Origin of the sequence: Amycolatopsis sp. MtRt-6, assembly GCF_017308975.1 — a bacterium.
Taxonomy (GTDB): Bacteria; Actinomycetota; Actinomycetes; order Mycobacteriales; family Pseudonocardiaceae; genus Amycolatopsis.
The window spans coordinates 112,843-126,590 of sequence record NZ_JADWPD010000008.1 but is presented as its reverse complement, the minus strand read 5'-3'; the positions used below and the strand labels follow the sequence as shown (position 1 = coordinate 126,590).

14 protein-coding genes are annotated in these 13,748 nt (G+C 70.1%); 7 read left to right on the top strand and 7 right to left on the bottom strand.

The window, feature by feature from the left end:
• The first annotated feature begins 2 nt into the window (after positions 1-2).
• Positions 3-572 carry an FKBP-type peptidyl-prolyl cis-trans isomerase gene (locus tag I4Q55_RS16105; protein ID WP_206788644.1) on the top strand — a complete coding sequence of 190 codons (570 nt, stop codon included), beginning with the start codon at positions 3-5 and terminating at the stop codon, positions 570-572.
• A gap of 48 nt (positions 573-620) precedes the next feature.
• On the opposite strand, the gene I4Q55_RS16100 is transcribed toward I4Q55_RS16105, so the two are convergent.
• The gene (locus I4Q55_RS16100; RefSeq protein WP_206788643.1) at positions 621-1,589 is read right to left on the bottom strand and encodes a quinone oxidoreductase; all 969 of its coding nucleotides are present in this window, start codon (positions 1,587-1,589) and stop codon (positions 621-623) included.
• Positions 1,590-1,680: 91 nt separating this feature from the next.
• Here I4Q55_RS16100 and I4Q55_RS16095 point away from each other — a divergent pair, with 91 nt between their 5' ends.
• Both I4Q55_RS16095 and I4Q55_RS16090 read left to right on the top strand, forming a co-directional pair.
• A complete protein-coding gene (locus tag I4Q55_RS16095) occupies positions 1,681-1,980 on the top strand; it encodes a hypothetical protein (protein ID WP_206788642.1) in 300 nt (99 codons plus the stop codon).
• Positions 1,977-2,837 (top strand): RimK family alpha-L-glutamate ligase, encoded by an 861-nt coding sequence (locus I4Q55_RS16090; RefSeq protein ID WP_206788641.1) that lies wholly within the window; start codon positions 1,977-1,979, stop codon positions 2,835-2,837. The genes I4Q55_RS16095 and I4Q55_RS16090 overlap by 4 nt, the downstream gene beginning before the upstream one ends.
• Here the strand turns inward: I4Q55_RS16090 and I4Q55_RS16085 are convergent, their stop codons facing one another.
• Positions 2,838-3,029 carry a hypothetical protein gene (locus I4Q55_RS16085; protein WP_206788640.1) on the bottom strand — a complete coding sequence of 64 codons (192 nt, stop codon included), beginning with the start codon at positions 3,027-3,029 and terminating at the stop codon, positions 2,838-2,840.
• Between the two features lie 193 nt (positions 3,030-3,222).
• Here I4Q55_RS16085 and I4Q55_RS16080 point away from each other — a divergent pair, with 193 nt between their 5' ends.
• The gene (locus I4Q55_RS16080) at positions 3,223-4,446 is read left to right on the top strand and encodes a hypothetical protein (protein ID WP_206788868.1); all 1,224 of its coding nucleotides are present in this window, start codon (positions 3,223-3,225) and stop codon (positions 4,444-4,446) included.
• A 210-nt stretch (positions 4,447-4,656) separates the two neighbouring features.
• Here the strand turns inward: I4Q55_RS16080 and I4Q55_RS16075 are convergent, their stop codons facing one another.
• The 5 genes from I4Q55_RS16075 to mptB form a co-directional block, all read right to left on the bottom strand.
• Positions 4,657-5,574 (bottom strand): acyl-CoA desaturase, encoded by a 918-nt coding sequence (locus tag I4Q55_RS16075; protein ID WP_206788639.1) that lies wholly within the window; start codon positions 5,572-5,574, stop codon positions 4,657-4,659.
• A 52-nt stretch (positions 5,575-5,626) separates the two neighbouring features.
• A complete protein-coding gene (locus I4Q55_RS16070) occupies positions 5,627-6,592 on the bottom strand; it encodes a heme A synthase (protein WP_206788638.1) in 966 nt (321 codons plus the stop codon).
• Positions 6,593-6,784: 192 nt separating this feature from the next.
• Positions 6,785-7,567: an ABC transporter permease gene (locus tag I4Q55_RS16065; protein WP_206788636.1), complete on the bottom strand. Its 783-nt coding sequence runs from the start codon at positions 7,565-7,567 to the stop codon at positions 6,785-6,787.
• On the bottom strand, positions 7,564-8,490 hold the full coding sequence (locus tag I4Q55_RS16060; protein WP_206788635.1) for an ABC transporter ATP-binding protein: 927 nt from the start codon (positions 8,488-8,490) through the stop codon (positions 7,564-7,566). The genes I4Q55_RS16065 and I4Q55_RS16060 overlap by 4 nt, the downstream gene beginning before the upstream one ends.
• Before the next feature lie 6 nt (positions 8,491-8,496).
• Entirely contained in the window at positions 8,497-10,128 is a 1,632-nt protein-coding gene (mptB, locus tag I4Q55_RS16055; RefSeq protein ID WP_206788634.1) for a polyprenol phosphomannose-dependent alpha 1,6 mannosyltransferase MptB, read from the bottom strand.
• A gap of 159 nt (positions 10,129-10,287) precedes the next feature.
• On the opposite strand from mptB, the gene I4Q55_RS16050 reads away from it, so the two are divergent.
• From I4Q55_RS16050 to sufD, 3 genes are read left to right on the top strand one after another with little or no spacing between them, the layout of a single operon-like run.
• The gene (locus I4Q55_RS16050) at positions 10,288-11,067 is read left to right on the top strand and encodes a metalloregulator ArsR/SmtB family transcription factor (protein ID WP_206788867.1); all 780 of its coding nucleotides are present in this window, start codon (positions 10,288-10,290) and stop codon (positions 11,065-11,067) included.
• Positions 11,064-12,512 (top strand): Fe-S cluster assembly protein SufB, encoded by a 1,449-nt coding sequence (sufB, locus tag I4Q55_RS16045; RefSeq protein WP_091308578.1) that lies wholly within the window; start codon positions 11,064-11,066, stop codon positions 12,510-12,512. Before I4Q55_RS16050 ends, sufB begins: the two co-directional genes overlap by 4 nt.
• A 2-nt stretch (positions 12,513-12,514) precedes the next feature.
• Positions 12,515-13,723, top strand: coding sequence for a Fe-S cluster assembly protein SufD (gene sufD, locus I4Q55_RS16040; protein WP_206788633.1), 1,209 nt, complete (start codon positions 12,515-12,517; stop codon positions 13,721-13,723).
• Positions 13,724-13,748 lie beyond the last annotated feature (25 nt).

Here is a 13,748-nt window from a genome sequence, read left to right as displayed (position 1 = left end):
GCATGCAGAAAATCGGGAAGATCGTGGTCGTCGCCGCGGCGGCGCTGTCCTTGGCCGCGTGCGGCCAGGACGCCAAGACCCAGACGGCCGCTCCGCCGGCGGGGCCGCCCGTTCCGTCGTCCGGCGCCGCCCAGGCGACCCAGAGCAAGGGCCGCGAGTGCACCGCGGACGACATCAAGACGACGGGGAAGTTCGGCGAGGCGCCGACGATCACCATTCCGGACGACTGCGACCCGCCGAAGAAGCTGATCACCAAGGACCTGTCCGACGGCACCGGCAACGGCGCGAAGGCCGGCCAGAACCTGAAGATGAACTATTCGCTGGTCACCTGGTCGGACAAGAAGAAGCTGGACAGCTCCTTCGACCGCGGCGAGCCGTTCGACCTGCAGCTGGGCGCGGGCATGGTCATCCCGGGCTGGGACCAGGGCCTGGTCGGCATCAAGCAGGGCGGCCGCCGCCTGCTGATCATCCCGCCGGACCTCGCGTACGGCGACGGCGGTGGGCGGATGAAGCCGAACGAGACGCTGGTGTTCGTCACCGACGCCGTCTCGGTCCCGACCGACAAGGGCTGAGTTCCGCTCGCGAAGGGCCGCTTCACGCCGAAGCGGCCCTTCGGCGTGTCAGGGGATGAGCAGGAGCTTGCCGGTGGTGCGGCGGCCCTGCAGGTCCTCGTGGGCCTTGCGGGCGTCGGCCAGGGGGTACTTCCCGCCGATGCGGATGTTCAGCTCGCCCGCGAGGATGGCGTCGAAGAGCTCCTTCGCCCGCCAGTCGATCTCCTCGCGCGTCCGCGTGTAGTGCCCGGACGTCGGGCGGGTCAGGTAGAGCGAGCCACCGGCGTTGAGGCGCTGCGGGTCCAGGGGCGGGACCGGGCCGCTGGAGGCGCCGAAGAGCGCGAGCAGGCCGCGGACCTTGAGGCTGGCCAGGCTGCCGTCGACGGTGTCCTTGCCCACGCCGTCGTAGACGACGTCGACACCTTCGCCGCCGGTCAGCTCGCGGGTGATCTTCGCGAAGTCGTCGCGGTCGTAGCGGATCACCTCGTCGGCGCCGGCTTCGCGGGCGAGCTTCGCCTTCTCGTCGGTCGACACCGTGCCGATGACGCGGGCACCGCGCGCCTTCGCCAGCTGCACCAGCAGCAGGCCGACGCCGCCCGCGGCCGCGTGCACGAGCACGTCGTGGCCGGGCTTGACCTCGAAGGTCGAGGCGACCAGGTAGTGCGCGGTGATGCCCTGCAGCATGGTGGCGGCGGCGGTCTCGAGGGAGACGCCTTCGGGGACCCGCACCGCGACCGAGGCCGGGACGAGCTTGCGGGCCGCGTAGCTGCCGATCGACCCCTGCCAGGCCACACGGTCACCGGGCGCGAAGCCGGTGTCGTCGCCCGCCGCCACGACCGTGCCGGCGCCTTCGAGGCCGAGCACGAACGGCAGTTCCATCGGGTAGATGCCCTGGCGCTGGTAGGTGTCGATGTAGTTGACCCCGGCCGCGGCGACGTCGACCAGCAGCTCGCCGGCCTGCGGGGCCGCGACGTCCACTTCGGCCGGTTCGAGCACTTCCGGGCCGCCGGTCTTCGTCACCTGCACTGCGGTGGGCATGGGTCCTCCTCGGATCGGGTTCTCCGGGTGCAACTATGGCCGAGGCCACGCTGTTCCGCGTTCCGGCGGGTTGTTGGTTATCGTTCGGGACGTGACTGCAGAAGAGACCGTCGTTCCCCCGACCAGCGCGCAGCTGGCCGCGGCCCGCAAGTTCGTGAAGGCGCACGGCAAGCCGTCCAGCGCGGTGGTGGAGAACATCGGCCGGGCGGGCGCGCGCGTCGTGCTGGTGGGCGCGGACGGTGCCCTCGGCGACGTGGTGGTGCCTTCGGTGGCGACCGGTGAGGCGCTGGTCGAGGCGGTCGAGGACCTGTCGCCGGCCACGTGGGACGCCGAGACGGTCAACCGGACGAAGATCGGCCCGGAGCACCGCCGCAAGATGGCGGGCCGGTGACCGGCACGGCGGTCCTGGTCAGCTGCGCGGAGCTTCCGACAGGGGACGGCGACGACGACGTCGTCGTGCCCGCGTTGACGTCGCTGGGCTTCTCGGTGTCGTGGGCGCCCTGGGACTCTGCGTTCGACTTTTCCTCGGCGGAAGCGGTGATCCTGCGCGCGACGTGGGACTACCCCGCACGGCGCGCGGAGTTCCTCTCGTGGTGCGAGTCGGTGCCGTCACTGTTCAATTCCGCGGCCGTGGTGCGGTGGAACACGGACAAGTCGTACCTGGTGGAGCTGCTGGACGCGGGTCTGCCGGTGGTGCCGACCTCGCTGGTCACGCCGGATTCGCCGGCGTCCTTTCCTTCGTCGGACTTCGTGGTGAAGCCCTCGGTGGGGGCGGGCTCGCGCGGAGCGGCCCGCTTCACCGCCGGCACCGACGCATCCGCACACGTGGCCGCGTTGCACGCCGAGGGCCACACGGCGATGATCCAGCCGTACCAGTCCAGTGTGGACACCGCGGGCGAGCTGGCCCTGGTGTACCTGGGCGGGATCTATTCCCACGCGTTCTCGAAGGGCGCGATGCTGGGGTCCACAATGGACGAGTCGGGGCTGTACCTGGCGGAGGAGCTGGCCCCGGCCACGCCACCCGCGGACGCGGTGGCACTGGCGGAGGACGTCCTGGACGCGGCCTCGGCGTTGCTGGGGATCCTGCGGGCGGAGTTGCTGTACGCGCGGGTGGACGTGGTGCGCGGAGCGGACGGGAAGCCGTTGCTGCTGGAGCTGGAGCTGACGGAGCCGTCGTTGGGCTTCAGCCAGACGGACGCCGGCGCGGTGACGAGGTTCGCATCGGCGGTGCGCCAGCAGCTGGCGTAGTCACCGGACGGCCCGCTGCACCACGGCGAGCACGATGGCGACGACCGCGCCGATCAAGGTCACGGCCAGCGAGCCGGTGATCAGATAAAGGCCGCCGATTCCGGTGAGGCCGGCTTTGATCAATTCTCGTTCGCTCCGTGAATCACCGCGGCCGAGTGCGGGATCCGGTCTGCCGGCGGGCTGCTTCGCCATTGTTCTACCCCTCTGCATCGTGTACTAGTACACCTTGGGTCCATGGTGACTCCGGCCTCGGTGACCGGGAATGATCTTTTGTTGCCGACGATGGTTTTCCGATGCCGGACGGATGTTTTTCCGCTGCTCGCCGTCGCCTGGGCTTGCCGATCATTGCCGGGTGCCGCAACGAGGTGGAGGAGTCGTCGTGACCATGCAGCTGGACCGCGTGTCCGTCGCGGACGGGGATGAGCTTTCCGCAGTCGCGTCCTCCCTGCGCTGGCTGGCGAGCCGCAAGGAAGGCGAACCGCTGCGCTTTCTGCGGTATGCCATCGAAGATCCGACGAGTGGTTCCGCGACGGCACTCGGCAAGCTGGTCGAGCCGACTGCCTGTCTGATCGCCGAAACGTCGGAAGCACGTGCGCTGGCGATTTGGGGTCTCGTCGTCGACGAGATCGGCAAAGTGGGATCCGCCGACGATTCCCGGCGTCGCAGCACCTTGAAGGCGGCGTTCCGGCTGCCGCCGGCTCCTGGGCCGGACGCCGAGTGGAAGGCCACGCTCGAAGACCGCTTCAAGCAGTTGCTGGCAGTTCCGAGGGTCTTCGGCGATCCGCCGCCCAGCACGACCGCGCCCATGCACAAGGCCTGGAAACGCGCGGTCGAACGGCTGGCGCTCTTGGTGGGGCAGCGGTTGGCGCTGCTCGCACTCGATGGCAACGAGTGGCAAGAATGTGTCGAGATCGGCAAGGCCGTGGAAAAGGAACGTTCGCGAGTCCGATCGGGTGCCTGGCTGGACCGGGTTCCTTGTCATCGGGCTCCGTCGCGTGGTGCTCAGCCGGTGTTCATGGAGCGAATGCTCGTCCGGGTGGTCATGCGGCGGAGAACGGCGGTGAGCCGGCTCACCGAGCGCGTCGTCACCGCTCGCGAGGACGGCGTCGACGGTTATGACGTGCAGGCGTTGACCGGGTGGACGAACGACCTCGCCGACATTCCCGTGCGGGCGATCTGGAACTGCCGGCTCGTCGCGGTCCCCGGCGCGCATCCCGGAGACCCGGTCGTCGCCAGGTTGCGGTTTCGGGAGAAGCTGCGCCGCGGGCAGCGGTATGGCTTCGTCTCCGAGGCGACGGACGATCGCCTCGACCAGGAACGGAAGTGGGTCAACGTCGACATCGACCACCACGGCGTCGCGCCGGGGGAAACCGATCGGCACGGCGAGCCGATCGCCGGACTGACCATTCGGATCATGTTCGACGATCAGTGCCTACCGGAAGCCTGCTGGTGGTACGCGGAGCAGACTGACCATGAACGACTGCGGCGGCCGCCGGCAGGTGATCCGCACCTGCTGACGGTCGAAGCCGGTTTTGTGCAGCACACCTTCGTGGAGCCTTGTCACCCGCGAGAGGAGTACGGGATCGTCTTCAGGTGGCCGAAAGTTTGACGAAGAGTAGCGGGTAGTTCTCTTTAGTGTCTCACAACACACGGTAACTTTCCGTCACACCAAGTGATAGAAGGGAAGTTCCGAGTGATGAACAACGGTGGCGGAGGCAACGGCAGCGGCAACGGTGGTGGCAACACCGGCAACTAGCCGTAACTCCGGTTCACGAAGCGGGAAGCGAGCCGCACCCCGGTGTGGCCTCGCCTCTGGCCATCAGGCCCGCTTGGCGGCCAGCCGTTCCGCCCGCGGCCACCGCACGTCGGTCGCCCAGCCGAACCGCTCGAAAGCCCAGATCACCCGCGCCGAGACGTCGACCTGGCCCCGCAGCACCCCGTGTCGCGCGCAGGTCGGGTCCGCGTGGTGCGAGTTGTGCCACGACTCGCCCATCGACAGCAGTGCCAGCGGCCAGAAGTTCGCCGCCTTGTCGCGGCTGGCGAACGGGCGGTCGCCGATCAGGTGGCACACCGAGTTCACCGACCACGTCACGTGGTGCAGGAACGCGATGCGGACCAGGCCCGCCCAGAAGAACGCCGTCACCACGCCCCACCACGACCACGTCAGCAGGCCGCCCAGCGCCGCCGGCAGCGCCAGGCTCAGCGTGATCCACAGCCAGAAGTACCGGTTCACCCAGCGGAGGTCCGAATCCGCCACCAGGTCCGGGGCGAAGCGGTCCGCGTTGGTCACCTCGCGGCCGAACATCCAGCCCATGTGCGCGTGCCAGAACCCCTTCAGCAACGCCGACGGCGAGGTGCCGAACAGCCACGGCGAGTGCGGGTCGCCCTCGCGGTCGGCGAACGCGTGGTGCCTCCGGTGGCTCGACACCCAGAAGATCACCGAGCCCTGCACCGCCATGCTGCCCGCGATGGCCAGCACCACCCGCAGGGGCCGCGACGCCTTGAACGCGCCGTGGGTGAAGTAGCGGTGGAAGCCGACCGTCACCCCCAGCGTCGCGAACACATAGAACGCCGCCGCGAGGATCAGGTCGATCCACGTCATGCCCCAGCCCCACACCACGGGGACCGCGACGAGCAGCGCCACGAACGGCACCAGCAGGAAGGTCTTGAGCACGAGCATCTCCCCGGTGCGACGGCGGTGGGAGATCAGCGGCTTGGGCGCGGTGCGCGACGTCATGGCGCGAACGATAACCCACGAGCCGGACGCCCACGCCAACCCGGAGTTACGGTCAAGCGGCGGTGAGCTCTCGAGGCGCCGCTTCCAGCGAGGTCACCGGGCCGCGGTCGCGGCTGCCCGTCCACAGTGCCGCCGTGGCGATGATGACCGCCATCGCGCCCAGGACGTGGAACGACACCATCGCCTCCGGCACCCCCAGCGCGTACTGCAGCGAACCGAGCGCCCCCTGCGCGACGGCGACCACCCAGACCGCCGTGTAGCGCTGCCAGAGGCTCTTCGGGGCGCCGACGCGCAGCAGCTGGAGGCCGAACACCGCGAGCAGCAGCAGGTACAGCACCAGCAGGCCGCCGTGGACCTGGGCGAGCGCCTCGACCGGGGCGTCGAGGCGGTGGGTGTTGATGTCGCCGCTGTGCGGGCCGGCGCCGGTCACCGTGGTGCCCGCCGCCAGCACGAGCCACAGCACGACGGCGAGCAGAACCAGGATCGTGCGGCCGGCCGGCGGCACCAGCGGGCGCGGCGCCTCGTCGCCTTCGCGGAACGCGCGCAGCAGCAGAACGGCGAGCCAGACGAGCGGCGTCGTCGCGAGGAAGTGGATCGCGACGGTCCACCACTCCAGCTTCGCCAGCACGGTGATGCCGCCGACGACGGCCTGCAGCAGGACGCCGCCGGGCATCGTCCAGGCCAGCTTGACCAGGCGCTTGCGGCCCGGGTGGTCGATCTGCACGCGCCACGCGGTGACGACCGCGACGGCGGCGACGAGGATGACGACACCGGTCAGCAGCCGGTTGCCGAACTCGATCCACTGGTTGAGCGCGTCGATCCCGGAGTCGTGCTTCGGCACCAGGCTGCCGGCCACGCACTGGGGCCAGGTCGGGCAGCCGAGCCCGGACCCGGTGACGCGCACGATGGACCCGGTGACGCCGATCAGCGCCTGCGCGAGGACAGCGGCGATCCCGACGGCCCGCTGCGCGGCGGCGGACGGAAACGGCAGACGGGCGACAAGGCTGGTGAACGGCACGGCATCGATGGTAGAGCGCGCGGAAAACGCGCTTTCGGCAGGTCCGGACGCCCAGAACGACGGCGCGCCCGCAAGGGACCAAGGTCACGCGAAGCCCGGGACCCAAGCGCCCCAAGGTGGCCTTCGGTGCGTTGGACGCACCCAATGTGGCCTTCGGTGCGTTCAACGCACCCAAGGCCACATTGGGGCGCTTCAGGTGAGCTTCGTCGTCCGCGAAGCCAGCGCGCCCGCCAAAACCGCCCAGACCGCGAGCACCGCGAGCGGCCCCGGTGCGAAAGCCCCGTCCACCAAGGCCGCGCGCATCCCCTCCGCGAGCGCCCCCGACGGCAGCAGCTCCACCACGGGCGCCAGCCCCGGCGGCAGCGACGACGGTGCCAGCAGGATCCCGCCCGCCAGCAGCAGCACGAACCACACGACGTTCGCCAGCGCCAGCACCGCTTCCGCCCGCAACGCCCCACCCAGCAGGACGCCCAGCGCCCCGAACGCGAGCGTCCCCAACACAAGCAGCAACACGGCCGAAAAGAGCCCGGCAAACGAAGGCGACCAGCCCAGGAACGCCGCCACCACGCCGATGATCACCGACTGCAGGGCCACCACCGCGAGCGCCGCAGCGAGGCGGCCCGCCACCAGCAGCCAACGGGGCAACGCCGTCGCCGAGAGGCGCTTCAGCACCCCGTAGCGCCGGTCGAAGCCGAGGGCGATCGCCTGGCCGGTGAACGCCGACGACATCACCGCCAGCGCCAGGATTCGCGGCGTGATCCAGTCCACTCGCGACACCGAGCCCAGCGAAGACGCCGGCAGGATGTCCAACAGGGACAAGCCGATCAGCAGCGCCAGCGGGATCAACAGGGTCAGCAGCACCTGCTCGCCGTGGCGCAGGGTCAGGCTCACCTCGACGCGGGCGTGCGTGCGCAGCATCCGGCCCAGTGATCCCCGTCCGGGGGCCGGCGTGAACGTCCCAGGAGCAAAAGTCATGCCCGCAGCTCCCGTCCGGTCAGCTCGAGGAAGACCTCTTCCAACGTCCGCTTGCCGACCTGCAGCTCCTCCGGCAGCACACCCTGCTGGGCACACCACGCCGTGACCGTCGACACCACCTGCGGGTCGACCGAACCCACCACCACGTACGTCCCCGGCGCCGACTCGCGCACCGCGTAGCCCTCCGGCAGCGCCGCCGTCAGCAACGCCGTGTCGAGCCGGGTGCGGGCCTTGAACCGCAGGCCCGCGCTGCCCGTCTCGTCCATCGTCAGCGACTGCGGCGCACCGGACACGACGACCTTGCCGTGGTCCACGATCACCACCGTGTCGGCCAGTGCCTCGGCCTCCTCCATCAGGTGCGTGGTCAGCAGCACCGAGACGCCGTCGGCGCGCAGCGCGCCCAGCAGGTCCCACACCAGGCGCCGGGCCTGCGGGTCCATGCCCGCCGTCGGCTCGTCGAGGAACACCAGCTCCGGCCGCCCGACCAGGGCGCACGCCAGGGAAAGCCGCTGCTGCTGCCCGCCGGAGAGGCGCTTGAACGGCGTCCGGCGCACCGGGGCCAGCCCGAGGACGTCCAGCAGCCAGGCCGGGTCCAGCGGGGTCGCGGCGCAGGACGCCACCAGCCGCAGCATCTCGTCGGCCCGCACCCCCGGGTACGCGCCGCCGCCCTGGGGCATGATGCCGACGCGGGGGCGCAGCGCCGCAGACTCGCGGACCGGGTCGAGACCGAGCACGCGCACCGAACCCGCGTCAGGTTTCGAAAACCCTTCGCAGATCTCGACGGTGGTGGTCTTGCCGGCCCCGTTCGGGCCGAGCAGGGCGAGCAGGCTGCCGCGCTCCATCCGCAGGTCGAGGCCGTCGACCGCGCGGGTGGAGCCGTAGCTTTTGACCAGCCCGCTGATCTCGACGGCAGGGACACTCACATCGGGTCACGATACGGCGTCGGCGTGCGCGCGCCCCCGCGGGGACGGCCTGGACAGCAATACCGGAGCAAGCCGCCGCACGATCAGCATCCCGGTCCCGCAGACGACGATCGCCGCGACGTAGGCGAACGGCAGCACGTACGGGCGGCCGTCGAAGGTGCTGCCGGTGGGCGGCAACAGGAACGGCATGGCCGCGCTGATCACCGTCGCGGCGACGCGGAACCGGGACGTCCCCGCCGCGGCGGCCAGCGGGATGACCGCCCACAGCAGGTACCACGGCTGCAGGTTGATCTGCAGGATCATCGCCGCGCCGAGGGAGACGCCGAGCCCGATGATCGGCCGGTAGCGCCACTTGAAGCTGTCCCACAGGAACTTGAAGGTGATCGCGACCGCGACGAGGTAGCCGAGCGCCCCGAGGATCGGCACCAGCGCGTTCGTGTGGTTGCCCAGCCCGAGCGCGATGCCGAGGACGCCGGAGAGGTTGGCGAGCTCGGCGGTGGGGGAGATCCAGGAGCGGACCAGGCCGGGGGTGTTGAACGTCGCCCCGAACCAGCCGAAGCCGAGGCCGGTGCCGAAGCAGACGACGACCAGGACCACACCGAACCACAGCGCCATCGGCGCGCCCGCCGCGAAGAGGTCTTTGAGCCTGCCGTGCCAGCGCCGCGCCACCATCACCGCGAAGAACGGCAACGCGAACACCGCGGGCAGCTTCACCGCCACGCCGAGGGTGATGATCGCGACACCGAGCCCGATGTAGAGCAGTTCCCCGCGGGCGAGGGGTGGTGGCGTGTCGCCCTTCACCCGGATCGGCAGCCGGCGGATGCCCACCTCCAGCCCGGCCAGCATCAGGCCGATGGCCAGCGCGTCGTTGTGGGCGCCGGCGACGAAGTGGAAGATCAGCAGCGGGTTCAGCGCGCCGAGCCACAGCGCGGTCGCCGGCTGCACGCCGAAGCGGCGCGCCAGCCGGGGCAGCGCCCAGACGATGAGGATCACGCCGACCAGGGCGATCGCCCGCTGCAGGAGCACGCCCATCGCGATGCTGTTGCCCGAGATCGGCGCCAGCCAGCCGCCGAGGCGCAGCACCACCGGCCCGTACGGCGCCGGCGTCTCGCGCCACATGTTCGACACGCCCGCGGTGAACGGGTCGGCGACGCCGAGCGCCTGCGCCGGGCCGAGGACGTACGGGTCCATCCCGCGGTGCACGATCTCGCTCTGCGCGAGGTAGCTGTAGACGTCGCGGGAGAACAGCGGCGGGATGACCAGCAGCGGCAGCACCCACAGCGCGATGGTGCGCGCGAGCTGGCCCTGCGACGCGAGCCGGGCGCGGTCGGGCAGGGCGAACTTGCCGAGCATCAGCCAGCTCAGCACCAGGATGCCCATGCCGGAGATGGCGATGGCCAGCGACACCGTCGGGATCCGGGTGAACAGCCGCAGCACCGGGATCTCCTGCACCGGGTTGATCACCGGGGCGGCGCCGGCGCCGAGGGAGCCGAGCGCGAGGAAGAGCGAACCGACCGTGCCGAAGCGCCGGACGACGTTCAGCCCGCGCTGCTCGGCGGCCTCCAGGGGAAGCGGTTCGCGGGGGCGGACCGGGGAGAGCGTCACGGGGTGGGCACTCCCGGTTTCGAGCTGTGCCACTTGCTGCTCCTGTTCACCCACTGCCACGCGTGCAGGGTATCGGTCCGCCTCCGCGTGAGTCGGGTCACTGCCGGACACCCCGCCTTTGCGGGGCACCCGGAAATAAGACACACTTGTGTTGTGAAAAAGACGGAGGCGGGTGATCAGGCGGGCGGCGACATGCCGCGTGCCGCACAGCCGCACGTTCCGTCGCAGGTCAGCGCCGAGGGCAAGACCCGGCACGAGGTGGCGCGGCTCCTGCTGGAACAGGGTCCCATGACCGCCGTCGTGGTCGCCGAGCAGCTCGGGATCAGCCCCACCGCCGTCCGCCGGCACCTCGACGCGCTTCTCGCGGACGGCGAAGCCGAGACGCGGGACGCGCCGCGCCGCGGACCCCGGGGCCGGGGTCGTCCGGCGAAGCTCTTCCTGCTGACCGAGCCCGGCCGCGCCCGCTTCGGGCACGCCTACGACGACCTGGCCGTCTCCGCCATCCGCTTCCTCGCCGAGCACGCCGGGGAGGACGCCGTCCGCGCCTTCGCCGAGCAGCGCATCGAGAAGCTCGTCGGCCCGCACCGCTCCGCGATCACCGGCCCGGGCGATCCGGCGGCCCGCGCGGAGGCCCTCGCGACCGCCCTGAGCAGGGAAGGCTACGCTGCGTCGACCCGCCAGGTCGGCGCCCCGGCTCCTGGTCAGAACGTGGGCGCGCAGCTTTGCCAGCACCACTGTCCGGTCGCCCACGTCGCCGCGGAGTTCCCGCAGCTGTGCGAGGCCGAGACGGAGGCGTTCGCGCAGCTGCTGGGCACCCACGTCCAGCGGCTGGCGACCATCGCACGCGGGGACTCCGCGTGCACCACCCACGTACCCGTCACGGCGGGTCAGCCGGCCCATCCCGAGCCGGCGAGAACGGTGTCCCCCGAGGGGCACACAGCACGGATCCCGAATGGAGGGAAACCCGCATGACTGCCGCTGCCGAGCAGCGCACTCCCACCACCGCGCCACTGAGCCAGGAAGAGACCATCGAGTCCCTTGGCAAGTACGCGTTCGGCTGGGCGGACTCCGACGAGGCGGGCGCCAGCGCCCGTCGCGGGCTGAACGAAGATGTCGTCACCGACATCTCCGGGAAGAAGTCCGAGCCGGAGTGGATGCGCGAAGCGCGACTGAAGGCGCTCAAGCTCTTCGAGAAGAAGCCCATGCCCAACTGGGGGGCCGACCTCTCCGGGATCGACTTCGACAACATCAAGTACTTCGTGCGGTCCACGGAGAAGCAGGCCACCTCCTGGGAGGAACTGCCCGAGGACATCAAGAACACGTACGACAAGCTGGGCATCCCCGAGGCGGAGAAGCAGCGCCTCGTCGCCGGTGTCGCCGCGCAGTACGAGTCCGAGGTCGTCTACCACCAGATCCGCGAGGACCTGGAGGAGCAGGGCGTGATCTTCCTGGACACCGACTCGGGCCTGCGTGAGCACCCCGAGCTGTTCCAGGAGTACTTCGGCTCGGTCATCCCGGCCGGCGACAACAAGTTCTCCGCGCTGAACACGGCGGTGTGGTCCGGTGGCTCGTTCATCTACGTGCCGAAGGGCGTGCACGTCGAGATCCCGCTGCAGGCCTACTTCCGGATCAACACCGAGAACATGGGCCAGTTCGAGCGCACCCTGATCATCGTCGACGAAGGTGCGTACGTGCACTACGTCGAGGGTTGCACGGCGCCGATCTACCAGTCCGACTCGCTGCACTCGGCGGTCGTGGAGATCATCGTCAAGAAGGGTGCCCGCTGCCGCTACACGACCATCCAGAACTGGTCGAACAACGTCTACAACCTGGTCACCAAGCGCGCCAAGTGCGAAGAGGGCGCGACCATGGAATGGATCGACGGCAACATCGGTTCCAAGGTGACGATGAAGTACCCGTCGGTGTTCCTCATGGGCGAGCACGCCAAGGGCGAGGTCCTGTCGGTCGCGTTCGCGGGCGAGGGCCAGCACCAGGACGCGGGCGCCAAGATGGAGCACCTCGCGCCGTACACGTCCTCGACCATCGTGTCGAAGTCGGTGGCGCGCGGCGGCGGCCGGACGTCCTACCGCGGCCTGGTCAAGGTCGCGAAGCGGGCGCACCACTCGCGCTCCAGCGTGGTCTGCGACGCCCTGCTGGTGGACACGATCTCGCGCTCGGACACGTACCCGTACGTGGACATCCGCAACGACGAGGTGTCCATGGGCCACGAGGCCACGGTGTCCAAGGTCAGCGAGGACCAGCTGTTCTACCTGATGTCGCGCGGTCTCGACGAGGCCGAGGCGATGGCGATGATCGTGCGCGGCTTCGTCGAGCCGATCGCCCGTGAGCTGCCGATGGAGTACGCGCTCGAGCTGAACCGCCTGATCGAGCTCCAGATGGAAGGGTCCGTCGGCTAGTCATGTCGGTTACCGAGAACAACGTTTCCGAAGCCCTTTCACACCGCGAGGGCGCCTCGCCCGCCGGCGATGGAGGCACTAGCACAGTCATCCCGGCGGCCTCCCGCGCGGAGCGGTTCACTTCTTACGACGTCGAGGCCTTCGAGGTCCCGGGCGGCCGTGAGGAGAACTGGCGCTTCACGCCGATGAAGCGCCTCCGCGGCCTCCACGACGGCAGTGCGGCCGCCACCGGCGAGATCACCATCGACGTCGAGGCCGCCGACGAGCTGAAGGTCGAGACCGTCGGCCGCGACGACGAGCGGCTGGGTGCCGCCGGTGTCCCGAGCGACCGGATCGCCGCGCAGGCGTACTCGTCCTTCAAGCAGGCCACCGTCGTCACGGTGCCGAAGGAGACGCAGGCGTCGAAGCCGTCGGTGCTGCGCGTCCACGGCCCGGGCGAGGAGAAGGTCGCCTACGGGCACCTGCAGGTCCGCGCCGAGGCGTTCGCCGAGGCCGTGATCGTGCTCGACCACGTCGGCTCCGGCACCTACGCCGACAACGTCGAGTTCGTCATCGGCGACTCGGCGAAGGTCACCGTGGTCAGCGTCCAGGACTGGGCCGACGACGCGGTGCACGTCTCCGAGCAGCACCTGAAGCTGGGCCGCGACGCCACGCTCAAGCACATCGTCATCACCCTGGGCGGTGACCTGGTCCGCGTCTCGCCGACGGCGACGTTCGCGGACAAGGGCGGCGACGTCGAGATGCTCGGCCTGTACTTCGCCGACGCCGGCCAGCACCAGGAGCACCGGCTCTTCGTCGACCACGCGGTCCCGAACTGCAAGTCGAACGTGATGTACAAGGGCGCGCTGCAGGGCGAAGGCGCGCACACGGTGTGGATCGGCGACGTCCTGATCCGCGCGGCCGCCGAGGCCACCGACACCTACGAGCTCAACCGCAACCTGGTGCTCACCCCGGGAGCGCGCGCGGACTCGGTGCCGAACCTCGAGATCGAGACCGGCGAGATCGAAGGCGCCGGCCACGCGAGCGCGACGGGAAGGTTCGACGACGAGCAGTTGTTCTACCTGCAGTCGCGCGGGATCGCCGAAGAAGCCGCCCGCCGGCTGGTCGTGCGCGGGTTCTTCCACGAGATCCTGGTGAAGATCGACGTCCCCGAGGTGCGCGAGCGCCTCGAAGCCGCGATCGAGGCCGAGCTCGAAGCCGTTGGTGCCTGACCCTCTCTGACTTAGGAAAACGAAG